Source organism: Marinobacter sp. C7 (genome assembly GCF_022343555.1).
GTDB lineage: Bacteria > Pseudomonadota > Gammaproteobacteria > Pseudomonadales > Oleiphilaceae > Marinobacter.
Genome location: NZ_JAKQZH010000006.1, coordinates 69,259 through 95,137, shown reverse-complemented (window position 1 = coordinate 95,137; position 25,879 = coordinate 69,259). Strand labels below are relative to the sequence as shown.

Annotated in this window: 22 protein-coding genes; 12 read left to right on the top strand and 10 right to left on the bottom strand. The window is 60.2% G+C overall.

All coding sequences use genetic code 11. The annotated features are described in order from the left end of the window. Positions 1-80 precede the first annotated feature (80 nt). Positions 81-692, top strand: a complete 612-nt coding sequence (locus tag MD273_RS18025; RefSeq protein ID WP_239039178.1) for a methyltransferase family protein — start codon at positions 81-83, stop codon at positions 690-692. 3 nt (positions 693-695) lie between these two features. On the opposite strand, the gene djlA is transcribed toward MD273_RS18025, so the two are convergent. Beyond that, entirely contained in the window at positions 696-1,475 is a 780-nt protein-coding gene (gene djlA / locus MD273_RS18020) for a co-chaperone DjlA (protein WP_239039177.1), read from the bottom strand. Positions 1,476-1,525: 50 nt separating this feature from the next. After that, entirely contained in the window at positions 1,526-4,354 is a 2,829-nt protein-coding gene (locus MD273_RS18015; protein WP_239039176.1) for an HD domain-containing phosphohydrolase, read from the bottom strand. Between the two features lie 83 nt (positions 4,355-4,437). Between MD273_RS18015 and alkB the strand changes: the two genes are divergently transcribed. After that, the gene (gene alkB / locus MD273_RS18010; RefSeq protein WP_239039175.1) at positions 4,438-5,088 is read left to right on the top strand and encodes a DNA oxidative demethylase AlkB; all 651 of its coding nucleotides are present in this window, start codon (positions 4,438-4,440) and stop codon (positions 5,086-5,088) included. Positions 5,089-5,091: 3 nt separating this feature from the next. Here the strand turns inward: alkB and MD273_RS18005 are convergent, their stop codons facing one another. Next, complete coding sequence (locus MD273_RS18005; protein ID WP_239039174.1) at positions 5,092-6,372, bottom strand: MgtC/SapB family protein; 1,281 nt, start codon at positions 6,370-6,372, stop codon at positions 5,092-5,094. 158 nt (positions 6,373-6,530) lie between these two features. Between MD273_RS18005 and MD273_RS18000 the strand changes: the two genes are divergently transcribed. Together MD273_RS18000 and cfa are read left to right on the top strand one after the other, a co-directional pair. Further along, the gene (locus MD273_RS18000; RefSeq protein ID WP_239039173.1) at positions 6,531-7,382 is read left to right on the top strand and encodes a universal stress protein; all 852 of its coding nucleotides are present in this window, start codon (positions 6,531-6,533) and stop codon (positions 7,380-7,382) included. A 171-nt stretch (positions 7,383-7,553) separates the two neighbouring features. Next, positions 7,554-8,717, top strand: a complete 1,164-nt coding sequence (gene cfa, locus MD273_RS17995) for a cyclopropane fatty acyl phospholipid synthase (RefSeq protein ID WP_502846075.1) — start codon at positions 7,554-7,556, stop codon at positions 8,715-8,717. 10 nt (positions 8,718-8,727) lie between these two features. Here cfa and MD273_RS17990 read toward each other — a convergent pair whose 3' ends face one another. The 3 genes from MD273_RS17990 to MD273_RS17980 are packed head-to-tail and all read right to left on the bottom strand — an operon-like array spanning position 8,728 to position 11,082. Further along, positions 8,728-9,921, bottom strand: a complete 1,194-nt coding sequence (locus tag MD273_RS17990; protein ID WP_239039172.1) for a BaiN/RdsA family NAD(P)/FAD-dependent oxidoreductase — start codon at positions 9,919-9,921, stop codon at positions 8,728-8,730. Positions 9,922-9,964: 43 nt separating this feature from the next. Further along, on the bottom strand, positions 9,965-10,768 hold the full coding sequence (locus MD273_RS17985) for a PhzF family phenazine biosynthesis protein (RefSeq protein WP_239039171.1): 804 nt from the start codon (positions 10,766-10,768) through the stop codon (positions 9,965-9,967). Next, positions 10,765-11,082, bottom strand: a complete 318-nt coding sequence (locus MD273_RS17980; protein WP_239039170.1) for a hypothetical protein — start codon at positions 11,080-11,082, stop codon at positions 10,765-10,767. The genes MD273_RS17985 and MD273_RS17980 overlap by 4 nt, the downstream gene beginning before the upstream one ends. Before the next feature lie 205 nt (positions 11,083-11,287). On the opposite strand from MD273_RS17980, the gene MD273_RS17975 reads away from it, so the two are divergent. Beyond that, positions 11,288-12,697 (top strand): aminotransferase-like domain-containing protein, encoded by a 1,410-nt coding sequence (locus tag MD273_RS17975; RefSeq protein ID WP_239039169.1) that lies wholly within the window; start codon positions 11,288-11,290, stop codon positions 12,695-12,697. Here the strand turns inward: MD273_RS17975 and MD273_RS17970 are convergent. Together MD273_RS17970 and MD273_RS17965 are read right to left on the bottom strand one after the other, a co-directional pair. Continuing rightward, positions 12,694-13,344, bottom strand: coding sequence for a response regulator transcription factor (locus MD273_RS17970; protein ID WP_239039168.1), 651 nt, complete (start codon positions 13,342-13,344; stop codon positions 12,694-12,696). The two genes, MD273_RS17975 and MD273_RS17970, sit on opposite strands and share 4 nt — an antisense overlap. Then, positions 13,337-14,842 carry a sensor histidine kinase gene (locus MD273_RS17965; RefSeq protein WP_239039167.1) on the bottom strand — a complete coding sequence of 502 codons (1,506 nt, stop codon included), beginning with the start codon at positions 14,840-14,842 and terminating at the stop codon, positions 13,337-13,339. The genes MD273_RS17970 and MD273_RS17965 overlap by 8 nt, the downstream gene beginning before the upstream one ends. 154 nt (positions 14,843-14,996) lie before the next feature. Between MD273_RS17965 and MD273_RS17960 the strand changes: the two genes are divergently transcribed. From MD273_RS17960 to MD273_RS17935, 6 genes are all read left to right on the top strand, one after another. Then, positions 14,997-16,625 carry an acyl-CoA synthetase gene (locus MD273_RS17960; protein ID WP_239039166.1) on the top strand — a complete coding sequence of 543 codons (1,629 nt, stop codon included), beginning with the start codon at positions 14,997-14,999 and terminating at the stop codon, positions 16,623-16,625. Positions 16,626-16,724: 99 nt separating this feature from the next. Beyond that, entirely contained in the window at positions 16,725-18,101 is a 1,377-nt protein-coding gene (locus MD273_RS17955; protein ID WP_239039165.1) for a solute carrier family 23 protein, read from the top strand. Between the two features lie 250 nt (positions 18,102-18,351). After that, complete coding sequence (locus tag MD273_RS17950) at positions 18,352-19,185, top strand: metal-dependent hydrolase (RefSeq protein ID WP_239039164.1); 834 nt, start codon at positions 18,352-18,354, stop codon at positions 19,183-19,185. Between the two features lie 107 nt (positions 19,186-19,292). Then, positions 19,293-20,243 (top strand): DegV family protein, encoded by a 951-nt coding sequence (locus tag MD273_RS17945; RefSeq protein WP_239039163.1) that lies wholly within the window; start codon positions 19,293-19,295, stop codon positions 20,241-20,243. 142 nt (positions 20,244-20,385) lie between these two features. Then, positions 20,386-21,420: a hypothetical protein gene (locus MD273_RS17940; RefSeq protein WP_239039162.1), complete on the top strand. Its 1,035-nt coding sequence runs from the start codon at positions 20,386-20,388 to the stop codon at positions 21,418-21,420. A 29-nt stretch (positions 21,421-21,449) separates the two neighbouring features. Continuing rightward, the gene (locus MD273_RS17935; protein ID WP_239039161.1) at positions 21,450-22,079 is read left to right on the top strand and encodes a LysE family translocator; all 630 of its coding nucleotides are present in this window, start codon (positions 21,450-21,452) and stop codon (positions 22,077-22,079) included. A 69-nt stretch (positions 22,080-22,148) separates the two neighbouring features. On the opposite strand, the gene fdxA is transcribed toward MD273_RS17935, so the two are convergent. Both fdxA and mutS read right to left on the bottom strand, forming a co-directional pair. Continuing rightward, complete coding sequence (fdxA, locus tag MD273_RS17930; RefSeq protein ID WP_239039160.1) at positions 22,149-22,472, bottom strand: ferredoxin FdxA; 324 nt, start codon at positions 22,470-22,472, stop codon at positions 22,149-22,151. Between the two features lie 164 nt (positions 22,473-22,636). Further along, on the bottom strand, positions 22,637-25,267 hold the full coding sequence (gene mutS, locus MD273_RS17925; RefSeq protein WP_239039159.1) for a DNA mismatch repair protein MutS: 2,631 nt from the start codon (positions 25,265-25,267) through the stop codon (positions 22,637-22,639). A 106-nt stretch (positions 25,268-25,373) separates the two neighbouring features. Between mutS and pncC the strand changes: the two genes are divergently transcribed. Then, positions 25,374-25,874 (top strand): nicotinamide-nucleotide amidase, encoded by a 501-nt coding sequence (gene pncC, locus MD273_RS17920; protein ID WP_239039158.1) that lies wholly within the window; start codon positions 25,374-25,376, stop codon positions 25,872-25,874. Positions 25,875-25,879 lie beyond the last annotated feature (5 nt).

The following is a 25,879-nucleotide window of genomic DNA, read 5'->3' as shown; positions in this document are numbered from 1 at the left end:
TTTAAGGAACTAAAAAGACTCTTTTCATGAGTGGTTTCAGATAATAAGCTTGCAGGTCAATTCTGCAGTAAGCGCACCCCATGGACCCCATCGAACCGCTGGTCAGGCATTTTCTGGGTATCTTTTTCCTGATGATCGGCCTGCAATTTGCCGGCCGCACTCTCGGCCTCTATGACCGGCTCAGGTTTTCCCATATCAATTATGGTAAGCGTGGCTCCGCGCCCTGGTGGCATCGCCATACCTTCAACCTGTTCCGTGCGGCAATCCTGGGCGTTTGCGTGGTACGGGTGTTTGCGGACATTGATCCGTGGCTGGGGGTATTTGGCCCGCTGTACCATTGGCCCGTCCTGCTCGTGGGTATGCTGGTGCTGCTGGCGTCCTTCGCCGGCGTGAATTACCTGCAGGCGTACATGCATGAGGACTGGCGCTCCGGCATTGATGAGGCCGGGGCGGGGCGCCAGAAACTTCTGACGGAAGGTCCGTTCGCCCGCAGCCGCAATCCGTTGTTCGTGGCCGTCATGGCCGGTCAGCTCGGCTTCTTTCTGGCGCTGCCCAGTGTGTTTTCGCTGGTGTGTCTGATAACCGGGGTCACCGTGATTGTGAGGCAGGCACACGAGGAGGAAGCGGCGCTGGCACGGCAGTTCGGTGATGCCTACGAGCAATACCGGAATCGGGTGCCGCGCTGGTTCTGAGGGTTAACCGGCTTTTTTGCGGGCGTCCTTGATCACGTCATAGGCGTGGCTGATTTCGCGGGTCCGTTCCTCGGCCATTTCCCGCATGCTCTCTGGCAACCCCTTGCCGGCCAGTTTGTCCGGATGGTTCTCGCTCATCAGTTTGCGGTAGGCCTTCTTGATTTCCTCGTCACTGGCCGAGGGTGACACGCCCAGTGCCTTGTAGGCATCGTCGAGTTGGTCGCTGGTGGAACGCTGACCTGCGCCCGCCTGGCCGGCATGGGCACCGCGCAACATGGCTTCCAGCTGGTCTACCTGGCTTTCCGGCAGCCCCAGCCTGCGGGCTATGCGCACCAGCATCTGGTGCTCTTCCGGATGGATCACACCGTCCGCAGCCACCGCGGACACCTGTACTTGCAGGAACATCTGCAGCAGGGCCGGCTGGCGGGCGCTCATCCGTACGAACCGGTCCAGCTCGGCATCCAGATCGAAATCCGCCGATTTGCCCCGGTTGAAGGCCTGTTTGGCTGCCTCCCGCTGCTTATGATTCAGCCGGAAACGCGCAAACATGGATTCCGCCATCTGGATCTCATCCCGGGTGACCACTCCGTCAGCCTTGCAAAGCGCGCCCATGACCGCAAAAACCGATTCCAGGAATCCACTCTGGATGTTCTGGAGTTTGCCGATCAGGCGGGCTTTGGCGCGGTTGAAGAGAAACGCACCGATGGCGGCACCGATGAGAAATCCCGTGAATTTTCCGAATGCATAGCCAATCAGGCCGCCAATAATGATTGCAAACAGCATCAGGTTGTCCTTGGTCCAGCGAAAATATGACTTGAGAATATACGTGGTTTTCAGTGCCGATTCACGAACAGGCTTTCATCCACCTGATCGATCTGTTCCGGTCGAAGGTGTTGTTCGGCATACCGCCGGTAGGTACCGGAGCGGACAAACAGCTCAAAGGTCTCATGATCGATGTGGCCGTTATTCACCATGCCTGACATGATAGCCAGCGCCTCGGTGAGGGTCTTTCCCTCTTTGTAGGGCCGGTCGACAGCGGTCAGTGCCTCGAACACGTCGGCGACGGCCATGATTCGCTCCGGGATGCCCATCTGATCGGCGGTCAGGCCACAGGGATATCCCCGACCATCCATCCGCTCATGGTGCGTGCCGGCCAGGCGGGGTACGTTGGCGAGCCGGTCGGGCAGTGGCAGGGCATCAAGCATGCAGATGGTCTGCACAATGTGCTCGTTGATCTTGAACCGTTCCTCGTCCGTGAGAGTGCCCTTTGCGACGGTCAGGTTGTGGATCTCGCCACGGTTGTAGGCATGCTCCGGCAGTTTCATGTCGAAGCCCCAGACGTTCCGGGGGTCGTCTTTTTCCACCGGCGGACGGTGGTCGCCCCATGGCTGGAGATGCTCGGGCTTGTCGGCCAACAGACACTCGGTTGCTGGCAGCGCCTGTTCCGGCACACCGGCCAGTCTTTGCTGTTCATCCGAGGACAGCCCGACGCGGTCGCTGAAATGTCGCTGCCAGGTCTGCTGGCCGATGGCGCGGATGCGCCCGATATCCTCGTTACTCATGGATTCGCCCCCCTTGTTGGCCTGCGCCAGGAAGGCGAACTCCTCCTGTAAACGGTCCCGCGCGTGATTGCGCTGCTCGCGGGCAACGGTTTCACCCTCACCATTAATCAGGGCTCTCAGGTAGGTAATTTCGGCATCCCGGTGCAGCACCTCGAAGCGGGTGCGAATCTCATGAATGCGGTTGTGCAGGGTTTCCAGCTTTACCGCCTTGTCGACGACGTATTCCGGGCTGGTGATCTTGCCGCAATCGTGGAGCCAGGCCGCCAGTTCGAACTCGTGGCGTTCGTCGTCGTTCATGGAGAAGTCGGCAAACCGACCCTCGGTACTGGCTTCGGCTTCTGCCAGAATCATCTGCGCCAGTCTGGGTACCCGCTCGCAATGTCCGCCGGTATACGGGGATTTGGCGTCGATGGCATTGGCTACCAGCCGGATAATGCCTTCCAGAAGCGCCTGCTGGCTCTCCAGCAGCTCGCGGGTTTCGATGGCAACGGCTGCGGAACCGGCAATTTCGTCAACAAAGACGATAAGGTCATCGCTCAGGTGGGTGTGGTCCCCGTGTTCCATTTCGATCACCAGCACACCCACGAGTTGCTTCCGGCGATTGCGCAAAACCGCGAACACGGGGTGGCCAACGATGTGTTGTCGGAGTTCCCGGATCAGGTCACTGTCATCAATGCCGGGCTTTATACCCGACAGGCGCTGCGGAAGCCCGGTGTGTCTGTCTACCGCCAGGCGCAGTTCCTTTTCCTGCTTGCTGAACAGGTAGATCCCCCCGCGTTCCTGGCCAACGATGTGGACGATCTGCTCCAGAATGTCTTTTAGCAGCTGGTTGAGATCCTGGCCCCGGTTCAGGACGGACGCAATGCTCTGGAAGCTGTGAATGGTGCTGGACATGTCATCCAGCGCAACACCCAGCTGGTGTGCTTCAGTGATGCGGGACTCGGAGTGTACCGGCGTATCGAACCGAAAGCGGGACAGTTGGCCAACCTGCTCGGTCAGTCGCTCCAGTGGCCGGCCCACACGGCGGCCCAGGAACCAGGCGACGACCAGCAGGACCAGACCAATGGCACCAGCGATCAGAGTCTGCCGGGTCAGTGCGGCCCAGACATCCGCGAGCAGTTCGTCTGACGGAATGGCCACCGCGACCTGCAACTTTTCATCTGCCAGCGCACCCAGGGGCTCCCGGATGCCGTACCAGTCCCTGCCACCGGCGTTGAACAGGGTTACCGGAGTCCCGTGCATCCTGTCACCGGCCCGTTCCAGCACAGCCGCAACGACGGCACCTGCTTCCGACTGCCCCGAGGAATCCGCGAGTATCTGGCCATCCTGGTTGACGATGGCAATCCGGGTGCCTGGTGTCTGGCGAAGTTCCGTCAGGTGGGCGCTCAGATCGGTGACGGTGACGTCTATGCCAAAGATCGCAGCACCCGCTCCGGAACCGTTGCCGCGGCTTCGACGGGAGAGCGTGAGGCCGGTTTCCTGTGTCGTGAAGAACACATACGGCGCTGAGAGCTCGGTGGTCGTCGAGTCTGCTGCAGCCTCGAACCAGGGGCGCGTTCTCGGGTCAAAGGTGTAGTCGGGCATTGACCTTCGGCTGAGCAGGTTCATCCCGGCATCGTAGAATTGCCACTCGCCGATGACGCTGCCGGCCTCCCGGTTGACGATCTGCAGCAGGTAATCGGTGCCGTCAGGTGCATCGGGAAACTGCAGGGTCCCGGAGCTCCGGACTTTGCGAAGCAGAAAGAAGTCGCCATCGGTCCAGCCCGCGTATACCGCACTGACGATGTCGCTGCTCTGAAGTATGTCGGCGAGCACGTTGAGCCGTTGAAGGCGAGCGGCGTTGGTCTGGCTCGAGGCCAGCGGATCGTGGCTGAGAACTGCAAGAGCGGTTGAGGGTGGGGCGGTTATGGCACGGATGCGATCATCCACGCTGACCGCCAACTGCCGTGCGGCTGCACTGGCTGCCGACACCTTGGCGCTCTCCATGCCACGAAAACTCTGCCCCAGCAGAACCATCGCCAGTACCAGCATTCCCGAGGTAATGGCTGAGGCAATCAGTAAAGCCAGGGAAATCTGGGCCGACTGGCTCTTCGGGTACATCGGTCGTCCTTAATTGAAAACCCGTTAACAGGGTAGACTGTAAATGCGGAATTTTCCGGTTTTGTCATAAAAAGTCGTGAGTTATGAACTTTGATCTGTTTGATGACGAGGCCAGCGAGCCGGGTCTTGAAACCATTGTTGATGGCGCCGTGGTGCTCAGGGGGTTCGCAACCGGGATCAGTGGGGCATTGCTCGCTGCCATTGATCAGGTCGCGGCGAAGTCGCCGTTCCGGCACATGGAAACCCCGGGGGGACATAGCATGTCTGCCGCGATGACCTGTTGTGGTGAGCTGGGCTGGGTCACTGATCGGCGGGGTTATCGGTACGAGGCCCGGGATCCTGTAACCGGGCAGTCGTGGCCGCGCATGCCGCCGCTGTTTCTGGAGCTTGCCTCGGAGGCGGCTGCGGCAGCAGGCTTCGACGATTTCGTCCCGGATGCCTGCCTGATCAACCGTTACCGGCGAGGCTCGAAAATGGGGCTGCATCAGGACCGGGACGAGAGGGATTTCAGTCAGCCCATTGTGTCCGTGTCACTGGGATTGCCGATGGTGTTTCAGTTTGGCGGCCCCCGCCGCGGTGACCGGCCGGTGCGGGTGCCGCTCGGCCATGGCGATGTGGTGGTCTGGGGTGGCAAGGTCCGGCGGAATTACCACGGTGTGTTGACCCTGAAGGCCGGTGACCACCCTCTCACAGGTGCTTGCCGTTACAACCTGACGTTCCGCAAGGCGGGCTAGGGTTTATTGGAACCAGGCGATCGAGAGCCCGACAATCAGAGAAATCACCATCGGACCCGCGACAAGCACACCGAGCCGCCGGTTACCAATCCCCCAGGCCATGCCGGATTTCACAAGGTTGTTGACCGCAGCGGCCAGGACGATGCCAACGACCGCGGTTGTCATTCCCAGGGAAGCATTGGACATACGGGTGAGTGAGAGTGTGATGGCATCCACATCAGCAATGCCGGAGCTCGCGGCCAACACATAGATACCCGCGTCTCCCAGCCAGTTCTTGAGGAACTCTCCGAGGAGCAGAATCGCTGTCAGTAGCAGGCCAAACACCAGGGCGGATGTCAGGTCGAGCGGGTTCTGGTTCAGGGCCGGCTGGGAAACTTTCAGTTTTTCCGAGTTGTTGCGCCAGATGAGCAGGGCCGGGCCATAAAGTAACAGTGTCATGGCCACCACGGGCCAGATCAGTACGGGTAGCAGGTCGCGGTTGATAACGAAGCAGTAAACCAGGATACGGGGAAACATGGTACCACAGGCAATCAGGATGCCGGTGGCAAATTGCGGACTCAGCTCCGGCGTTCGCGCCGATTGCCGTGCGAAATGCAGGGTGAGCGCCGTGGAGGAGCTGAGACCGGCAAAGAGACTGGTAAACAGGATACCCCGGCGCGTGCCTGCCACCCGGATAGCGAAATAGCCGACAAAGGAAATGGAGGCAATCATCACCACCATCCACCAGATCTCACGGGGGTTCAGCACCCCACCAGGACCCATGGCCTCGCTGGGAAGCAGCGGTAGCATTACCACGGAGATCAGCAGCAGCTTGAGTGCAGCGTCCAGTTCGTGAGCCTTGAGTTTATTGACCCAGCCGTGAATCTCTTCCTTGTTATCAAGAATGATGGCAGTAACCACGGCGGCCGCTGTTGCCATGACCGGATCCACGACCACCGCGATGGTGCCGAAACAGAACGTCAGCACCATGCCTACCATGCCCGTGATGCTGAAGTTTCGGATATGTTCCAGACGCTCGCTGTAGGCAACGATGCCCATGGCCACGACACAGACCAGCAGGACCGGGAAGGCCCATTCGGTGATTTCCCGGGCCAGTACGCCGGCTACGCCCCCGAGCAAACCGATGAGCGCGAAGGTCCGGATGCCGGCAATTCGCTCTCCGGCTTTCTGCTCGCGGGCATCCCAGCCCCGTTCGAGACCGATAATTGCACCGAGTAACAGGGCCACAGCCAGGTTGATAATGGTTTGATTGGAGGTGATGAACTGGTTGGCTACATCATCCATGTCTGAACGGGAGCTCCAAACTGTGCAGTCGATAGGGACTTTGTGCCCAACTGTTCCGATGGGTGGATTGTACGAGTTTTACTTTAATGGCGGGTGTTTGCAAACATTGAGCCTCCAACCAGTATAATGCACCGGACACACAGGAAGATGAGGTCGAGATGTTGAACGTAGTTGCCTGTATCGATGGTTCCCGCGCGGCTCCAGCGGTTTGTGATTATGCCGCGTGGGCGAGCCGGCATATGGAAGCGCCCCTTATGCTACTGCACGTTCTGGATGAGGAGCGCTATCCGGCGGAGCCGGACCTCGCAGGCAGCATTGGCCTTGGTAGCCGTGAGCACCTGCTGGATGAACTGGCAGAGCTGGACCGCAAAAGGGCAAAACTGGCCCTGGAACACGGTCATCACCTGCTGGACGAGGCGGAACAGCGGGTTAAACAGGCCGGAATAACCGACGTGACCAAGCGGCAGCGCCATGATGCGCTGACCGAATCGCTGCTGGCGCTGGAGAGCCAGACCCGGTTGCTGGTTATGGGGCTGCATGGTGAAAGCAGTTCGGACAGAGACGTTCATATCGGTAGTCAGCTCGAAACGGTGATCCGCAGTGTCCACCGGCCCATTCTCCTGGTCCCGGACGAATACTCGGAGCCCAAGAGTGCCATGCTGGCCTTCGATGGCAGTGCAACCGCCTTCAAAGGCGTCGAGCTCCTTGCCGGCAGCCCGGTACTGAAGGGCATGCCTCTGCACTTGGTGATGGTTGGTGCCGACACCAATGATCGCTGGGAGCAGCTGAAAAAAGCGGAAACCATGCTTTCCGGGCTTGGGGCCGAGGTCACCCTGGCGATCCGCGCCGGCGACGTTGAGCCTGCCCTCCATCAATACCAGGACGAGCACGACATCGATATTCTGGTAATGGGGGCTTACGGCCACTCCCGCATTCGTCAGTTCCTCGTGGGCAGCACCACGACAACCATGCTCAAGACAGCGCAGAGGCCGCTGGTAATTCTGCGCTGATCCCCGTCCTGAGTGTTCCTCTGCCGGGGCAGACGCCCCGGCTATTGTTATTATTGATAAATCCAAACCCCGCCCTCCCGATTTTTGACTATCGTTATCAATAGCGGAACTTTCTTTTTCACGGCAACCGCGCTGGTGCGCTTGTTCCGGATCTGGAAGGGAGGAGTGGTTTTGCCTCAAGTTGCATCGAACCAGCGCCTGAGCAACCATCGGGAGCGAAAGGCGCCCGCATCCGAACGTTACATGGCCGAACTCCTGACCGAGGCAGGCATCCGCCTGGACGGTCAATCCCCATGGGATATGCGGCTGAAAGCGTCCGGCGTAGCTGAGCGTGTGTTTGCCCGGGGAAATCTGGGGCTCGGCGAGAGCTATATGGACGGTGACTGGGACTGTGACCGGCTCGACGAGTTCTTTCATCGCCTGCTGCGGGCGCGCCTGCACCACAAGGTACGGCCTTCCCGCGTCATTTTTCACGGACTCAGGGCGAAGTTGTTCAACCGGCAGGGTGTGCGGCGCTCCTGGCAGGTGGGCGAGCAGCACTACGATCTGGGCAACGCGTTCTATGGCGCGATGCTCGACTCCCGGATGACCTACACCTGTGGTTACTGGAAAAACGCCAGCAACCTGGAGCAGGCCCAGGAAGCGAAGCTCGACCTGATCTGTCAGAAGCTCAAGTTGGAACCGGGAATGCGGATTCTCGACATCGGCTGTGGCTGGGGTAGTTTTATGGGCTATGCCGCCGAGCACTATGGTGTCGAGTGTGTCGGGGTGACCATCTCCAAAGAGCAGGCAGCATGGGCCCGTGACCATTATCCGGACCTGCCACTGGAATTCCGGCTGCAGGACTACCGGGAGGTGAACGAGACGTTTGACCGGGTGGTCAGTATCGGCATGTTCGAGCATGTCGGGCGCAAGAACTACCGCACCTACATGGAAGTGGCGCACCGTTGCCTGAGGGACGGTGGCCTGTTCCTGCTGCACACCATCGGCAGCAACGACCATTCCCCCGGGTCTGATCCGTGGATCGACAAGTACATCTTTCCCAACGGGGAGTTACCCTCGCTGAGCCAGATGAGCCAAGCCATCGAAGGCCTCTTTGTGTTGGAGGACCTGCACAATTTCGGCGCCGACTATGACCGGACCCTGATGGCATGGTACGACAACTTCAGGGCAGCATGGCCACAGTTCCGGGAGCAGCTTGGTAAGCGTTTCTACAGGATGTGGGAGTATTACCTGCTTTCCTGTGCAGGCGCATTCCGGGCCCGGGATATCCAGTTGTGGCAATGGGTGCTATCCAGGAACGGCCTGGAGGGCGGTTACCGGCGGGTGAGCTGATCCCCTGTCTTCATGCGACGTTCCCGGCGGCAACCGCGGACGCCCAGGCCCACTGGAAATTGTGGCCGCCCAGGTGGCCCGTAACGTCCACCACTTCACCGATAAAGAACAGGTTCGGCCGTTCCTGGACCGCCATGGTTTTCGAGGAAAGCTGGCGGGTGTCAACGCCGCCCAGAGTGACCTCCGCCGTCCGATAGCCTTCGGTTCCCGCCGGCCTGATGTTCCAGGCTCCGAGTGTGTGTGCGACCCGCTCGATGTCCGCGTTCTTGTACCCCTGTAAAGGTCCGGACCAGCCCTGGAGTTCGCTGAAGGCCTGTGCGAAACGTTTGGGGAGACGTTCAGCCAGATAATGGGCCACCGTCGATTCTGGTTTTTGCTTTCGCAGATTCGTCAGGTCGTCCTGGATTCGGCAGGTTGGGAGCAGGTTGATGCTGATGTCGTCGCCGGGGTGCCAGTAGCTGGAAATCTGCAGCATCGCCGGGCCGCTCAGGCCCCGGTGGGTCACCAGCATCGGCTCCCGGAAATGTTGTTCGTGGCAGCTCGCATCGACCGGGCAGCTGATGCCGGAGAGGGGCGCGAGTTGATCTTTCAGTGCCGGCTGGAGCGTGAACGGCACCAGGCCCGCCCGGGTCGGCAGTACCCTGAGGCCGAACTGCCGGGCGATGTCGTAACCGAACCCGGTGGCGCCCATGGTAGGAATGGAGAGTCCGCCGGTGGCTATCACCAGGGATTCGCAGGTCAATACGCCACTGCCAGTCTTGAGACGATAGCCGGTATCGGTGTCGCTGACGGCATTGACAGTCGTCTTCAGCCGGACTTCCGCTCCTGCCCATTCACACTCGGTCAGCAGCATGTTCAGGATGTCTTTGGCGCTGTCCCTGCAGAAGAGTTGCCCGGGGGTTTTCTCCTCATGCTCGATTCCGTGGCGGTCCACCAGGTCCAGAAAATCCTGGGGGGTATAACGTTTCAGCGCCGAAATGCAGTAATGCGGATTATCTGACAGAAAATTGGCGGGCGTGCTGTTCAGGTTGGTGAAATTGCAGCGTCCGCCACCGGACATCAGGATCTTCTTTCCGGGCTTGTTGGCGTGATCGATGACCAGCACACGGCGCCCGCGGTAGCCCACGGTGGCGGCGCACATGAGGCCGGCGGCGCCAGCGCCGATGATGATTGCGTCATAGTGGGATGCTGATGTTGCTGTCATTGCTGCCCGCCGGTCGGAGTGAACGGCGGGCAGTATACCAGCCTCACGGTAGGTGTACGGAACCTTCCATGAAGAACGCGGCCTGGCCGGCAATATCAACGCGGTCACCCTTCAATTCACAGCGCAGCACGCCGCCCCGGGCGGAAAGCTGCCTGGCCTCGAGAGCGGACTTGCCCAGCTGACTCGCCCAGTAGGGGACCAGCACGCTGTGGATGGACCCGGTCACCGGATCTTCGTCGATTCCGGCACCCGGGGCAAAATAGCGGCTGACGAAGTCGCATTGCTCGCCCCGGGCAGTGACGATCAGCCCCTGGTTACCGAGGGTCTTGAGCTTACGGATGTCCGGTTGTGCCGACCGGACGGCCGCTTCGTTTTCCAGTACCACCATGTAGTTGGTGTCGTTAGGAACGTAGAAGGCCCTCTCAGGCGCGCCCTCGAGGGCCTCACGGACGATGTCGGGCGTTTCCCGTTCCTCGAAACCCAGGTTGGGGAAGTCAAGCACGAGCCAGTCATTGTCCCTGCGAACACCCAGGTTGCCGCTTTTTGAGCGCAGGCTGATGCGGTCCCCGGACCAGCCCAGCTTGTTGAAAATCACCCAGGCGCTGGCCAGCGTGGCATGGCCGCACAGCGGCACTTCCACGGTGGGCGTGAACCAGCGGATGTGAAAGTCGGCATCGTCCCCTTCCTGTAGCCGGACCAGAAACGCGGTTTCGGAAAGGTTGTTTTCCATGGCCAGAGCCCGCAGGGCTTCATCCGGCAGCCAGTTGTCCAGCGGCATGACAGCAGCCGGGTTGCCGCCAAAAACACGGTCGGTGAAGGCGTCGACCTGAAAGATCGGATGCATCATCTGTCTGTCTCCTCGAGTATGCGGTCAGCGTAATCATGAGCCTTGTACCTGGCAAACTGCTCCAGCTCTCCTTCGCTGTAGAGATGAATCTCCGGCGTCGGGTGTCCGAGCGTCAGTATCCAGTGCCCGCGGGTTGTCCGGTTGATGGTGAAACCGAGGTTTTCCAGCCATTTCCGGGTGACGTCCGGTCGGGGAGTGCCGAAGGGCTGGGCAGGTGCTGCCAGTCCGAGGAGATCCTTGCGGGTTGGGGCAGGGATATCCGGGAGCAGGACCGCAGCGGCTGATTGCCGGGTTGGAACGGTTGCGGATCCCATGGTGAAACTCCTTCTTCAATGAGCTTGTGAGTATTGTCAGGTTTTGCTGACTGCCATAACAGATTCAGTTAATCTTGTTTTGAATCGGTACAGATGGGCTGCTCGTGCACCTGTACCGGTCCTTTTGTCGGTGATCTGTACTGCCCGGTGGGCGTGCGGGTCTGGTGCAATAGGATTGGAACCGGAAAATGGGGAGGGACAGAGCATGGGCGTTCTATACAGCCAGGTGGCGGATCAGCTGCAGGCGCTGATCCAGGAAGGGGTCTATCGGGAGGGCGACCGGCTACCCGGGGTTCGGGTGTTGAGTCGGCAGTTCGGGGTGTCCATTTCAACGGTACTGCAGGCCCACCAGACCCTCGAGGCCCGGGGGTATCTGCAAGCCCGTGAGCGCAGTGGCTATTTTGTGCGCCTGCCGGTTCAGGATGTGCCGGAACCGCAGATGCCAAAGCACCGCAGCCGGCCGGTACCTGTAACCGCGCGGGAAATGACCCTGGATCTGTGTGCCGACGAGCAGAAACGTATGGTGCCACTGGCAACCGCCATACCCCACCCCGATTACCTGCCTTTACGCCAGATCCAGCAAAGCACCCTTTGGGCGGCGCGCCGGGGGCTGGAAACGCTCGACTATGCCTTTCCCGGCAAGGAATCCTTCCGCCGGCAGATCGCCCAGCGCATGGCCTCCATCGGTGTGCCGGTAACACCTGACGACATCCTGGCAACCAACGGGGCTCAGGAAGCGATCATTCTGGCCTTGCGAGCGGTGACCCAGCCCGGCGATATCGTGGCGGTGGAATCGCCTTCTTTCCCCGGCATTCTGCAGGCGCTGGAGGTAGTGGGTCTGCGGGTGATTGAAGTGCCGACCCATCCCTCGGAAGGGTTGAGCCTGGAGGGGCTGGAGCTGGCGCTTGAGCAGTGGCCTCTGAAAGCCTGTGTTGTCGTGACCAATCACAGCAATCCCATGGGCGCGCGCATGTCCGATGAGCGCAAGAAACAGCTGGTGGCCATGCTGGCGGCGGCCAACGTTCCGCTGATCGAAGATGATATCTACGGCGACCTGTACCACTCCGGTGAGCGGCCCCGGCCGGCGAAGGCCTTTGACCGGGCTGACAACGTCATCTATTGCAGTTCGTTTTCCAAGACCATTTCTCCGGGTCTGCGATTGGGCTGGATGATACCCGGCCGCCACATGGCCAGCGCCCGCCAGCACAAATACTTCTTCAACCTGGCAACGTCCTCGATTCCCCAGCTGGCGGTTGCCCACTTCCTGGAGCAGGGCGGTTACGACCGCTACCTCCGGTCGGCACGGCAGCACTACCGGGACGCCACCGAACGGATGCGATCCGCGGTGGCCCGGGCGTTCCCGGACGGAACGGCCGTGAGCCGGCCCCAGGGCGGATTTGTCTTGTGGGTCCAGTTACCGGAGGGCGTATCCGGTACGGAGGTCTACCAGCGGGCAAGGGCGGAGAACATCAACGTGGCCCCGGGGCTGATGTTCTCGACGACCAACAAGTTCGATAACTGCCTTCGTCTGAATGGCGGGAATCCCTGGACGGGCACCATCGAAAAGGCGGTCGCCAGGCTGGGCGCCCTGGTCCACGAGGAGTTGACGCGCTAGCGTCCCCGGCGCAGATCGAGTGGATCGACAAACCCGGCGGCAATGGCGATGCCGGTCACGTCCGGCAGTCGCTCGGCCCCAAGGCGTTTCATGACCCTGGCCCGGTACAGGTCGATGGTCTTGACGCTGACCCCGAGCTGATCGGCAATCTCACGGCTGGTATACCCCTGGGCCAGGGGCAGGAAGACGTCCCGCTCGCGCCGGGTGAGGGTGTCGATCAGTGCCTCGGTCCGGGCATTGCCGAGGAAGCGCTGGCCGGTTTGCCTTTCCTGCAGGGCTTGCTGGACGCTGTCCAGAAGAAGCTGCTCGTTGAACGGTTTCTCGATGAAGTCAAAGGCACCGGATTTGAAAGCCCGGACCACAATGGGCACATCGGCATGGCCGGAGACGAAAATGATCGGCACCTCCAGCCCCCGCTTTTGCAGTTCTTCCTGAACGTTGAGGCCGCCGAGCCCGGGCATCCGGACATCCAGGACAACGCAGCCGGCGTTGGTGTGGCCCACGGCATCGAGGAATTTCCGGCCGTCGCTGTAGGCCTCAACCCTCAGCCCCACGGATTCGAGCAGCCATTGGGTCGACTCGAGCATGCCGGCATCGTCGTCGACCACGTAAACAGTGGTCGACTGGTTGCTGGGTGATTCATTCATTCCGGGAAATCTCCGTTATCGCAGTCTTGTTCTTGTATCCGCTGGCCGGGAACCGGCAGGTGAGGGTCAGGCCCCCGGTTTCCGCCAGTCTTGCATCGAGGAAGCCGCCGAAACCCTCGATGATGGAGCGGCTCATGGACAGGCCAAGCCCGAGGCCGTGGGGCTTGCTGGTGTAGAAGGGCTGGAACATCTGGCGAATTTCCTGCTCGCTCAGCCCGGTGCCCTGGTCGGTGACCTCGATCAGGGTCTCGTTGCAATCATTGATACAGGTGGTCAGCGTGATCTCGGCAGGGCCTCCCTGGTCGGGGTTGTCCGTTTGCCGGGACTCGACCGTGGCTTCGATGCCGTTGCGGATGAGATTGATCAGGACCTGTTCGAGCAACACCGGGTCGGCGGTGATGACCGGAGCGGCGTCGCACAGCCGTTCCCGGATCCGGACCCGGTTCTTGTCCGCTTCCCACTGGCACAAACGGGCCACGTTGCTGACCACATCGTTGAGTGCGATCGGAGCGGTCCGTTTCTGGCCCTTGCGCAGAAAGGCCCGAAGACGTTTGATTACTTCCGAGGCGCGATTGGCATGGTGAACTATTTTTTGCAGGCCATCATCCACCCGATCGAGGCATTGGGGGTTGCTGCGGGCATTTTTCAGGTAGCGCTGGCTGGCGCTGGCAAAATTGACAATCGTTGCCAGCGGCTGATTCATCTCGTGAGCGATGCTCGACGCGAGTTCGCCCAGGGTCGCAAGCCGCGCCGCATGGGCCAGTTCTTCGGCGAGTCGACGGTTGCTTTCTTCGGACTCCACCCGGGCGGTGATGTCTCGGGACACGCTGATGACTTCCACCACCGCGCCGGTATAGGTCTCACGGATGGCACGGCTGGCAATCTCGAACCAGCGTTTGCTGCCATCCCGATGCAGGATTTCCAGGGTCATGGTGGCGTATCCGTCGTCTCGCAGTCGGTTGCGGGTTTCCGCCAGTTGCTCGGCCACATGATCGCCCCGGAACACCTCCTCCAGCGGTTTGCCACGCAGCTCCTCCGGCCAGTAGCCCAGCAGCCGCCATGACGCGGGTGTCGCATCGATAAACCGGCCATCCGGGGCGTGGCGGGAAATCAGGTCGGTGGTGTTTTCGGTGATAAGCCGGTACAGACGGTTGGACTGTACGGCCTCCTCCCGGGTACGAACCTCCTCGGTGGCATCCCGGCCCCGCAGGAGTACCCGACCGGTTTCCAGATCCGGTACCAGGGTCCAGAGCAGAATGTGACCGGGTATTCTGGATTCGACATTCTCGATGGCCCGGTTTTGCTGCAGCGACGAATGAATCAGCGCCTGTGTATTGACCGGAAGCAGCCCCTCCACGCTTTCCAGGCCTGCATTGCTGGCCAGATCGATGGCGCTCCGGCTGGCCTTGAGCAGGGTTCCGGCATGGTCAACGATCAAGCCGGGTTGCGGGTCGGCCTCAGGCAAACTAAATACCGTATCAGGGGGAAAGTCGGTCATATCATTGCTGCTATAGTAAAAGCTCTATAATACCTTGGTGTAGTTTCTAGTATTTGTCCCATCAAATACCATTTCGACCAGCGTGAATTATAGTCAGATTAGCGATTTTCCTGAATACGCCATAAGAACAACAGAGCTCCAAGAGGAACCCATAATGACCTCGATTTTTGACCAGGGCCTGGCGCCCGTTGATGCCAACTACGCCGTTCAGTCTCCGATTGACTTCATCGAGCGCACCGCGAGTGTTTATCCGGAATACCCGGCCATCATTCACGGTGCAATCCGCTATAACTGGGCAGAAACCTACGAGCGGTGTTGCCGCCTGGCCTCGGCCCTGCAGGGTCGTGGTATCGGCCCTGGTGATACCGTTGCCGTGATGTTGCCGAACATCCCCGCGATGGTAGAGAGCCATTTTGGTGTGCCCATGATCGGCGCGGTGCTCAATACCCTGAACGTTCGCCTGGATGCTGACGCCATTGCCTTCATGCTCGAGCATGGCGAGGCCAAGGTCGTTATCGCGGATCGCGAGTTCGGTCAGGTGATCAAGGATGCCGTCCGGCACCTGGAGCACAAGCCGCTGGTGATTGACGTGGACGATCCCGAATACGGTGAGGGCGTGCAGGTCAGCGATCTTGATTACGAGGCTTTCCTGCAGGAGGGCGACCCGCAGTTCCAGTGGAGCTTCCCGGAGAACGAGTGGGACGCGATTTCCCTGAACTACACCTCCGGAACCACCGGTAATCCCAAGGGTGTCGTTTATCACCACCGCGGCGCCTACCTTAATGCGCTGGGCAATCAGGCCGTCTGGTCCATGGACATGCATCCGGTGTATCTGTGGACTCTGCCGATGTTCCACTGCAACGGATGGTGCTTCCCCTGGACCATTACCGCCATGGCCGGTACCCATGTCTGCCTGCGCCGGGTGGACCCCGAGAAGATCCTGCAGCTGATCCGCGATCATCAGGTGACCCACATGTGCGGTGCGCCGATCGTCCTGAATGCACTGCTCAATGCTCCGGCCGCCGCCAAGGCCGGGATTGATCACGAGGTGAAGTCCATGACAGCCGGTGCGGCGCCTCCCGCCCAGGTCATCGGTGCCGTAGAGGAGATGGGCATCAAGGTGACCCACGTTTATGGTCTGACCGAGGTCTATGGCCCGGTGACCGTATGTGCCTGGAAGTCCGAATGGGATGAGCTGCCTCTGCACGACCGGGCCCGGAAAAAGGCGCGCCAGGGTGTTCGTTACCATACGCTGGCCGGCACCATGGTTGGTGATCCCAACACCATGGAGCCGGTGCCCAAGGATGGCGAAACCATCGGCGAGATCTTCCTGCGCGGCAACACCGTGATGAAGGGGTACCTGAAGAACCCGAGCGCGACTGAAGAAGCCTTCCGCGGCGGCTGGTTCCACACCGGTGACCTGGCAGTGTGGCACGAGGACGGTTACATGGAAATCAAGGACCGCCTGAAGGACATCATCATCTCCGGTGGCGAGAATATCTCCACCATCGAGGTCGAGGATACCCTGTACCGTCATCCGGCGGTGCTGGAAGCGGCGGTGGTTGCCCGCCCGGACGAGAAGTGGGGCGAGACTCCCTGTGCGTTCATCACCCTGAAGCCTGAGGCCGGTGAGGTCAGCGAGGAGGACATCATCAGTTTCTGCCGCGAGCACCTGGCCCGCTTCAAAGTGCCAAAAACAGTTGTCTTCACGGAACTGCCCAAGACCTCCACGGGCAAGATCCAGAAGTTCGTGCTGCGGGATCAGGCCAAAGAGCTGGACTGATTCCCTGACCGGCTGCGCCAGCCTGGCGCAGCCGGCATCTCACCCCCAAGAACAACACCAACAGGCACACGCCGTCCGCGTGGGTCCGGAGACCTTATTATGCAAATGTTCCACCGCAGGAGTGGCGAAGAGCAGCCATACTGGCCCGCTGGCCCCTTCAAGATTCGCCTTCCGTTCGTCCATTACCGCTGGGAATTTGCGGAAATGGTCCAGGCCCTGATCATGTTCGTGGTCAGTCTGGCGATGATTCCGCTGCTGGAAAAATACCTCGGGGTCCCCTACGACGTGGCTCTGGCCTACGTTGTTATCTGCGGCATCGGCTTCATGTTGCCGGCCCTGCTGGGGGTGCCGCTGGTGCCGGGCTGGATTACCCCGGGAATTCCCGTGGTGCTGTTGTTTCTGGGTGACTATGAGCCGGGTCCAGAGGCGATCCAGGCGTTGTTTGCGCTGCAGTTCCTCGTGTTCGTCATCTTCCTGGTGCTGGGGATCACCCGCCTGGGCAGCAAGCTGGTCGAGCTGATCCCCCGATCCATGAAAGGTGGCATCATCATCGGTGCCGGTATTGCCGCCCTGATGGGAGAAATCGAAGCCGGCGGCCGCCTGGCAAACACCCCGATCTCGCTGATCATCGGCGGGCTTGTGTGCCTGTATCTGATGTTCTCGGTGTCGTTCAAGGGCTTTGTCGAGAGCAATTCCATTGCCCGCAAAATTGCCAACTACGGCATGGTGCCAGGCATGGTGGTGGCCATCCTCGTTGGTTTTGCGACCGGCGAATACGAAGTCCCCAATGTGGAATGGGGCATTACCAAACCGGCGTTTGACGAACTCTGGAATTACCTGCCGTTTGCGGTCGGTTTCCCGGATTCCAGTGTGTTCCTGTACGCCATTCCGACCGCTGTGATCGCCTACGTCATTGCCTTCGGGGACATCGTGGTGGGGCAGTCCCTGATGAACCGTGTCGATCACTTGCGCAAGGACGAAGATATCGACAACAGCATCGACCGAGTCCATCTGGTCACGGCGATACGGAACGGTGGGCATGCGTTCTTCGCGCCATATCCCGGCCTGGCCGGCCCGATCTGGACTGCGGTTACCGCAACCATGGCTGAGCGTTACAAGTATGGCCGTAACGCCATGGATTCGATCTACAGCGGTGGAGGCACATTCTGGATTACCGGTTTCATTGCCCTGTTCATCCTCCCGCTGGTGAGCTTTTTCCAGCCGGTGCTGCCCATTGCCCTGTCGCTTACCCTGCTGCTGACCGGTTACATCTGCCTGATGGTCGGCCTGGAACAACTGGAGAACAACACCGAGCGCGGCATTGCCGGCACCATGGGTGTGGTGCTCGCGGTCTACGGTGCCGGCTGGGGGCTCGCGACTGGCGCCGTGTTGTACTTCCTGATTGAGCGCACCAAGTTGCTTGGATTTACCGAAGATCCTGAAGCCCCGGGTATCCGGGCGGCTGAAGAACACTGAACCGGCAGTCTCCGTGCATCGCGGAGGCTTGCTTACCCCTCTGTGTGTCCTTGGGAGGCATCGGCGCAGCCATGCCTCCCTTTTTTAATCATCCCCTGTCTGACCCCGTTGTCATTTAATGACAAAGTGTCAGTGAATTCTGCCCAGCTCCTTCCTTCTGTTTTGAAAACGGGTTTAAACTGAACACCTGGTTACGTTTTGTCCGTTGTTGCCTGCATAACAAAAACATTACCGACAACAGGAGGCTACCATGTCAGTCAGCTCGACTCCGGAAGGAGTGTCTGTGGCACCCCGGCATATCCACTTTGACGTCAGCGAGGACCTCAAGACCTTCTGGCATGGCGACGATGCTTTCCGCACCGCCTTTTTCAATGCCCTGTCGCTCCAGTTTCCCGATGGCGAGCAACAGTTCATCAATGCGGTCAGACTGTACCGGGACCGGATTGATGATCCCAAGCTGAAACAGGAAATCCGGGGCTTCATTGGCCAGGAGGCCCTGCACAGCCGAGAGCACAAGAGCTACAACGAAGCGTTAAAAGCCCGCGGCTATGACATTGACGGAATCGACCGGCGTTTCCGAAAGCACATGGAGTGGGTCGCGAAGCTGCCGGCGAGCCGGCAACTGGCCGGTACCTGCGGTGCTGAGCACTACACGGCGGTTCTGGCCAATGCGATCCTGAAGAACCCCGAGTGGATGGCGGGGGCGACCCCGGCCATGAGACAACTCTGGCGCTGGCACGCCATCGAGGAAACCGAACACAAGTCGGTCGCCTTTGATGTCTACCGGGCCTGTGTCGGTGATGAGCGAGTGCGCCGGATTGTGTTCCTGTTCGTGACCTGGAATTTCTTCAAGTACACCTTCCTCAATACCTGCAGCCTGTTACGCACCGATGGCAAGCTCTGGAGTATTCGAACCTGGCTGGGCGGGCTGAATTTCCTGTGGGGCAGGCCCGGAGTCATCCGCCAGTGCCTGCCTGAGTTCCTGGCCTACCTGCGCAAGGGGTTCCATCCCTGGCAACAGGATAACCGACGGCTCCTGGCCGAGAACCTGCGGGAACTGGAGGACCTCGGCGCCCGGAGTTGAGGGGGTGCTGTAATTACGGGCCGCTTATGTAACACTTGGCGACTCAAAATAATGACAATAAAGGGCGTTCCCGGTCGAGGAATAGCCCGCAGCTGGAGAGCCTCACCATGCGCGTCGGTTTGATCGTGGATTCCGCCTGTGATCTGCCTTATGAGTTCAGTCGCAAACACGACCTGTTCATTCTTCCCGTGACCGCCGTGATCGACGGCCAGACCTACATCGATGAACACGACCCGGTACGCACCCAGGAGTTCTACCAGAGCGGACTTCTGCAGAAGGGACACCAGGCGGAGACCCGCGCCTTCACAGAGGAGCAGATCCACGATCTGTTCATGGAAAAGATCGTAACCCAGTTCGACGTCGCCATCTGTGAAACGGTCACCCGTAGCCGCAGTCTCATCTTCGAGAACGCCACCAAGGCCATGAACAGTGTCCTGGCTAACTATGAGAAGGCCCGGGCCGCGGCGGGCCGGGATGGCAAATTCTCAATGCGCGTGATCGACAGCAAACAGATCTTTGCCGGCCAGGGCCTGCTCGCGGCCCACACGCTGAGATTGATCGGTCAGAAACTGTCGAAGAATGCGCTGCGTCACGAGGTGGAATCCTTTACGGACAAGATCTATACCTGTGTTATTCCCAGGGATCTGCATTACATCCGCGAGCGTGCCCGCCGTCGTGGAGACAAGAGCATCTCGGCGGTTGTGGCCTTCCTTGGCAAGGCGTTGAATATCACACCGGTGATCTTCGGTCGGGGCGCCGAGGGCCAGCCGGCGGCCAAGACCCGCAATTTTGATGTCGCGGTAGAAAAGGTCATGAACTACGCCGCCGCAAGGGTCGATGCCGGCCTGCTCACCCCCTATGTCAGTCTCTCCTGCGGCCTCACCTGGACGGAAATCGAGGACTTGCCCGGGTTAAACCGGTTGAGAGACGCCTGCGAGCGCAACGGTGTCGAGTTGTTGTTGTCCCAGATGGGGATTACCAGCAGTATCTATGTCGGCCCCGGCAGCCTGTGTCTGGCGCTGGCAGCGGAACCGCATACCTTCAATGATTTCCAGTGAATAGTGGGCGCCGACCTGTTCGGAAATCAGTCCCTTGACCCGTCTGCAACGGTAATTCTGTAGTTTGGGCAAACCCCCGAAGGCTGGCTTCGTGTTAGCCTCGGGGCTTCGGTTTCCATCGCCCATAAGGATTGAACCTACCATGACCAAGTCCACTGGCAATCTGGCCGAACGGCTGTACGAGGAGCATGTCCGCCATGAAATGGCCACGCTGAAAGGGGCGAAACTGAAAAAGTTCCTGGAGCGGGAGCTGGACGAGCTGTTGGATCATGCCGGACGGATTACGCTGGACCGGATAACCAGTATCGACCGGGTGATGGGGGTGATCCAGCGCATTGTCGTTGACATGGAGCTGGATGCCGGTATCCCGGAACTGGCGGCCGAGATGGCAACGGAAGTGATCAATTCGCCGGTCCAGGCCGAGACCACGCTTGGCGAAATCCTGTCCCGGGAGCAGGCGACGGGGTTCCTGGAGGAAGCACTTGAGCTGCGGCAGCAGCGCGAGCGGGTCATCAGCGAGATCATGGCCCATCCGGTCTATCAGGAACTGGTTTCCAATGTGGTTTACCACGGCCTGGTGAACTATCTGTACGAGGACAACCTGATCGCCCGCTCTGTACCCGGAGTCGGGTCCATGATGAAGTTCGGCAAGAGGGTGGCCAACAAGGCAGTGCCGGGCCTGGACGAGACCTTTGAGCGGCAGATCAAGGCCTGGCTCTCGGACAGTCTGCCCGGCCTGATTGCCCGCAGCGAGGCGTTCCTGCACCGGGCGCTCACCGACGACGAACTCCGGGACAGCGTTATGGCGGCGTGGGTCGCCGTGGAAGACAAGACCGTCGCCGAGCTTCGTGAGGGGCTGGGCGACGTCGAGTTGCAGGAGTTTGTGGTCCTTGGCTACGAGTTCTGGTTGCAGTTCCGCAAGACCGGCTATTTTGAAGGCTGTGCCCGCGCGGTGGTGGAGCACCTGTTCGCCAAGTATGGCGACCGGCCAGTGACGGACCTGCTGAATGATGTCGGGGTCACCCGTGAGGTGATTCGCACTGAAATCGAGGCCTACGGGGTTCCGGTTATAGACGTGTTGCGGGAAGAGGGCTATCTTGAGGCCCTGGTTCGCCGCAGGCTCTCCTCGTTTTATCGCTCTGCGGCGGCAAAGAGATTACTGGCCGGGGAAGACTAGTACAGGCGCCCCGGCATTTCGGGGGTAACGTGTTTCCTGACCTGATCTGGGCGTATCTGATCGCCATTACACTGCTGACCATCACGCCCGGCGTGGACACCTTGCTGGTATTGCGCAACACCGGTCGGGGCGGTCTGAAAGACGGGTGTGTCACCAGCCTGGGTATCTGCAGTGGCCTGTTCATCCACGCCACGCTCTCTGCCCTGGGTATCTCCATTCTTCTGGTCGAGACGGCCTGGGCGTTTAACGCTCTGAAGTGGCTGGGTGCGTTGTATCTGGTCTGGCTTGGCATTGGCTCCCTGCGTCAGGCATTCCGGGGCAGGGCAGAAACCGCGCCGGTCCCGGTCAGGGAAGTGCGAACGGCCAGTATGGCCGTCTCACTGCGGGAAGGGTTGCTCTCGAACGTCCTGAATCCCAAGACGGCGCTGTTCTATATGGCACTGCTTCCGCAGTTCGTGGATCCTGCCGGTAACGCATTCCAGCAGTCACTGGTGCTGGCGGCGCTGCATTTCGTGCTGGCCATGGTGTGGCAGTGCGGGCTGGCCTGGGTTGTGGCCACCTTTCGTCACCTGCGCGCCAACGCGCGGTTGAGTCGGGCCCTCAATACCCTTACGGGCGGATTTTTCGTGGCCATGGGCGCAAAACTCGCGACCACCTGAGCAGAGCGACAGTGGCCGGCCAATAAAAAAGGAAGCCCAGGCTTCCCTTTTTCAATCCGGAACCGGAACTCAGCGCTCCAGGTACTGCAGTTTGTTGGGCTTGCCGTCCCATTCCTCTGCATCCGGCAGAGGATCTTTCTTCTCGGTGATGTTCGGCCACTTGGCGGCCAGCTCGGCGTTGATTTCCACGAACTGTTCCTGATCCGCCGGCAGCTCGTCCTCGGAGAAGATCGCTTCGGCCGGGCACTCGGGCTCACACAGCGCGCAGTCGATGCACTCGTCCGGGTCGATTACCAGAAAGTTCGGGCCTTCATAGAAGCAGTCCACGGGGCAGACTTCCACGCAGTCCGTGTATTTGCACTTGATGCAGTTATCAGTAACGATAAAAGCCATAGTCAGATCCCTGGTCGTAGAGTGTTCAGTCTCATCAGGAGCCGGATAGTGCGAGCCCCTACCTTATAATTAAGTGCGCGATATTGTAGGGAGCGGTCCCTGAAGGGGCAAGCTTTCGCCTGCTATATCCTTATTACATAGGTCATTTCCGCGCAACTTTCCCGTTATTTATCCATTAAATCCCGGAGTTCGTAAAGCCGGTTCAGGGCCTCTCTGGGTGTCAGATCATCGAGATCGAGCTTCTTCAGTGCCTCTTCCACCGCGCTGGGCTCGAGACTGGCAAACATGTCACCTTGAAGTATCGGTTCGCTCACTGTCTGTCTGGCCGTGGATTGGCCGGATTCCGGCTGCTCCGGGCCCCGGTCACTCACTGGTGCGGTAGGGGTGGCGCTGCCTTCGAGGTGGGTCAACTGCGTCTTGGCGTTGCGGATGACATCCTGGGGTACTCCCGCCAGTTGGGCGACCTGAAGGCCGTAGCTCTGGCTTGCCGGGCCATCGTGGACATTGTGCAGGAAGACAATGCTGTCGTCGTGTTCGGTGGCCGTCAGGTGCACGTTGACGGCATGCTCCAGGTCATCGGCCAGCTGGGTCAGTTCGAAGTAATGCGTTGCAAAGAGGGTATAACAGCGAATGTTTTTCGCCAGGTGCTCGGCGGTAGCCCACGCCAGGGACAGACCGTCAAAGGTGCTGGTGCCCCGGCCCACCTCGTCCATCAGTACGAGACTGTGCTCGGTGGCGTTGTGCAGGATGTTGGCGGTCTCTGTCATTTCAACCATGAAGGTAGAGCGGCCACCGGCGATGTCATCGGAGGACCCCATGCGGGTGAAAATCCGGTCCACCGGCCCGAGTACCGCCCGGTTGGCGGGCACAAAGCTTCCTGTATAGGCCAGCAGCGCGATCAATGCTGCCTGGCGCATGTAGGTGGACTTACCGCCCATGTTCGGGCCGGTTATGACCAGCATCCGGCGTTTGGTGTCCATCAGCAGATCGTTGGGAACAAACGGCTCGTCCAGCAGTTGCTCGACTACCGGATGCCGGCCCTCTTCAATGTCAAATCCCGGTTTGTCGGTAAATTCCGGTGGCGCAAAGCGCAGGGAGGTTGCCCGCTCGGCGAAGTTGCTCAACACATCCAGCTCGGACAGCGCCTGGGCGGCATCTTGCAAGGGCGCCAGCTGTTCGGCGACGCTTTCCAGCACTTCATCGTACAGGGCCTTTTCCCGGGCCAGTGCCCGGCTCTTGGCGCTCAGGGCCTTGTCTTCGAACTCCTTCAGTTCCGGGGTAATGAACCGTTCGGCGTTTTTGAGGGTCTGACGGCGGATGTAGTCCGCGGGTGCCTGGTCGGATTGCGCACGGCTGATCTCGATGTAATAGCCATGGACCCGGTTGTAACCTACCTTCAGGGTGCTGATCCCGGTGCGCTCTCGCTCCCGGGTTTCAACGTCCAGCAGGTACTGGCCGGCGTTTTCGCTGATGTTGCGCAGCTCATCCAGCTCTTCATCAAAGCCTTCCCGTATAACGCCGCCATCCCGGATCACGACCGGTGGGTTGTCAATGACGGCGCGCTCCAGCAGGTCAGACAGCTGTGGGTATTCGCCGATCGTGGTTGCCAGCCTGACCACGTGGTGGGAGTTGACCGGTTTCAGGGATTCCTGGAGCTCGGGCAATGTCTGAAAGGCATCCCGGAGCCGTGCCAGGTCCCTGGGCCGCGCCGATCGCAGCGCCACCCGGGCGAGTATGCGTTCAATGTCCCCTACCTTCTTGAGCAGGTCGTGCACCGGCTCGTAATGGAATCCGTCGAGCAGGGCGGAAACCGCCTGTTGACGCTGGCGGACCACATCCACGTCCCTGAGCGGGCGGTTGAGCCACCGGCGCAGCTCGCGGCCACCCATGGCGGTGGCGGTACGGTCCATGACCCAGGCAAGGGTGTGCTGGTGGCCGCCCATGAGATTTGTATCGATCTCCAGGTTGCGCCGGCTGGTGGCGTCAAGAATCACGGCCTCCTCGCGGCGTTCCCGGGTCAGTTTGCGGATATGGGGCAGCGCAGTGCGCTGAGTCTCTTTCGCATACTGCAGCAGGCAGCCGGCGGCACAGATGGCCAGGTGCAGGTCTTCACAGCCAAAACCGGTGAGGTCGCGAACCTGCAGCTGCTGGGTAATCACCCGGTGGGCCGTGTCCGCCTCGAACAGCCATGGGCCCTGGCGGCGTATGCCGGTAAAGCCCTCCAGGATTTCGCCGTAGGGAAAATCCTCACTGATCAGGAGTTCGGCCGGGCGCAGCCGCTGTAATTCGCCCTGGAGCGCCTCCAGGCCGTCGAGTTCGGAAACCGCAAAACGGCCGCTGGAAATATCGAGGGAGGCGAAACCGAACTGCTCCCGGTGACTGTAGATCGCCACCAGCAGGTTGTCCCGCCGGTCCTCGAGAAACGCTTCGTCGCTCAGGGTGCCGGGGGTGACAATCCGGACGACCTGCCTTTCTACCGGTCCCTTGCTGGTGGCCGGGTCACCGATCTGTTCGCAGATGGCGATGGATTGACCCGCCCGGACCAGACGGGCAATGTAACTTTCGGCAGAATGGAACGGCACGCCTGCCATGGGGATGGGGCTGCCTCCGGACTGGCCGCGGGCGGTCAGGGTGATGTCGAGGAATTCGGCAGCCTTCTTGGCATCTTCATAGAACAGCTCGTAAAAATCCCCCATGCGGTAGAACACCAGCTCATTGGGATGCTGGCCCTTGATCTTCAGGTACTGCTGCATCATTGGTGTGTGCTTGGAGAGATCGGTCTGGGCTGCTGACATGGACGGTTCCGGATTGCCTTGCTTTTGGATGAAGCCGTGAATTGTAAGAAAATAACGGCGGCGATGAAATGAAGGGTTTGTATCCCCATACATTAAGGAGCGCATCATGGCGACGAGTGATCAGGAACTGGCGCAGACCGGTGTCCGCCTGGGTAAACTGCTGCAGGAGCAGGGCCGTACCATTGCCACAGCGGAAAGTTGCACTGGCGGTTGGGTTGCCAAGGTGCTGACGGACCGTGCCGGATCCTCCGCCTATGTGATGGCGGGTCTGGTTACCTACAGCAACAGCGCCAAGCAAGCGTTGCTCGGGGTCGCGGAGGAAACCCTTGAACAGTATGGCGCCGTCAGTGAGCCGGTCGTCCGCCAGATGGTGGCGGGCGCGATCCGGGCTGCGGGCGTGGACGTCGCGGTGGCGATCAGTGGCGTGGCAGGTCCCGGCGGTGGCACTCCCGACAAGCCGGTGGGAACGGTGTGGTTTGCGTGGGGCAGTGGGCCGGACCAGACCCGGGCAACGGTCAGACATTTCGACGGTGATCGTGATGACGTGCGTCGCCAGTCGGTTTTGTTTGCATTGCAGGCAGTTACCGGCTTCCTTGAAGGGGAGTGACATAT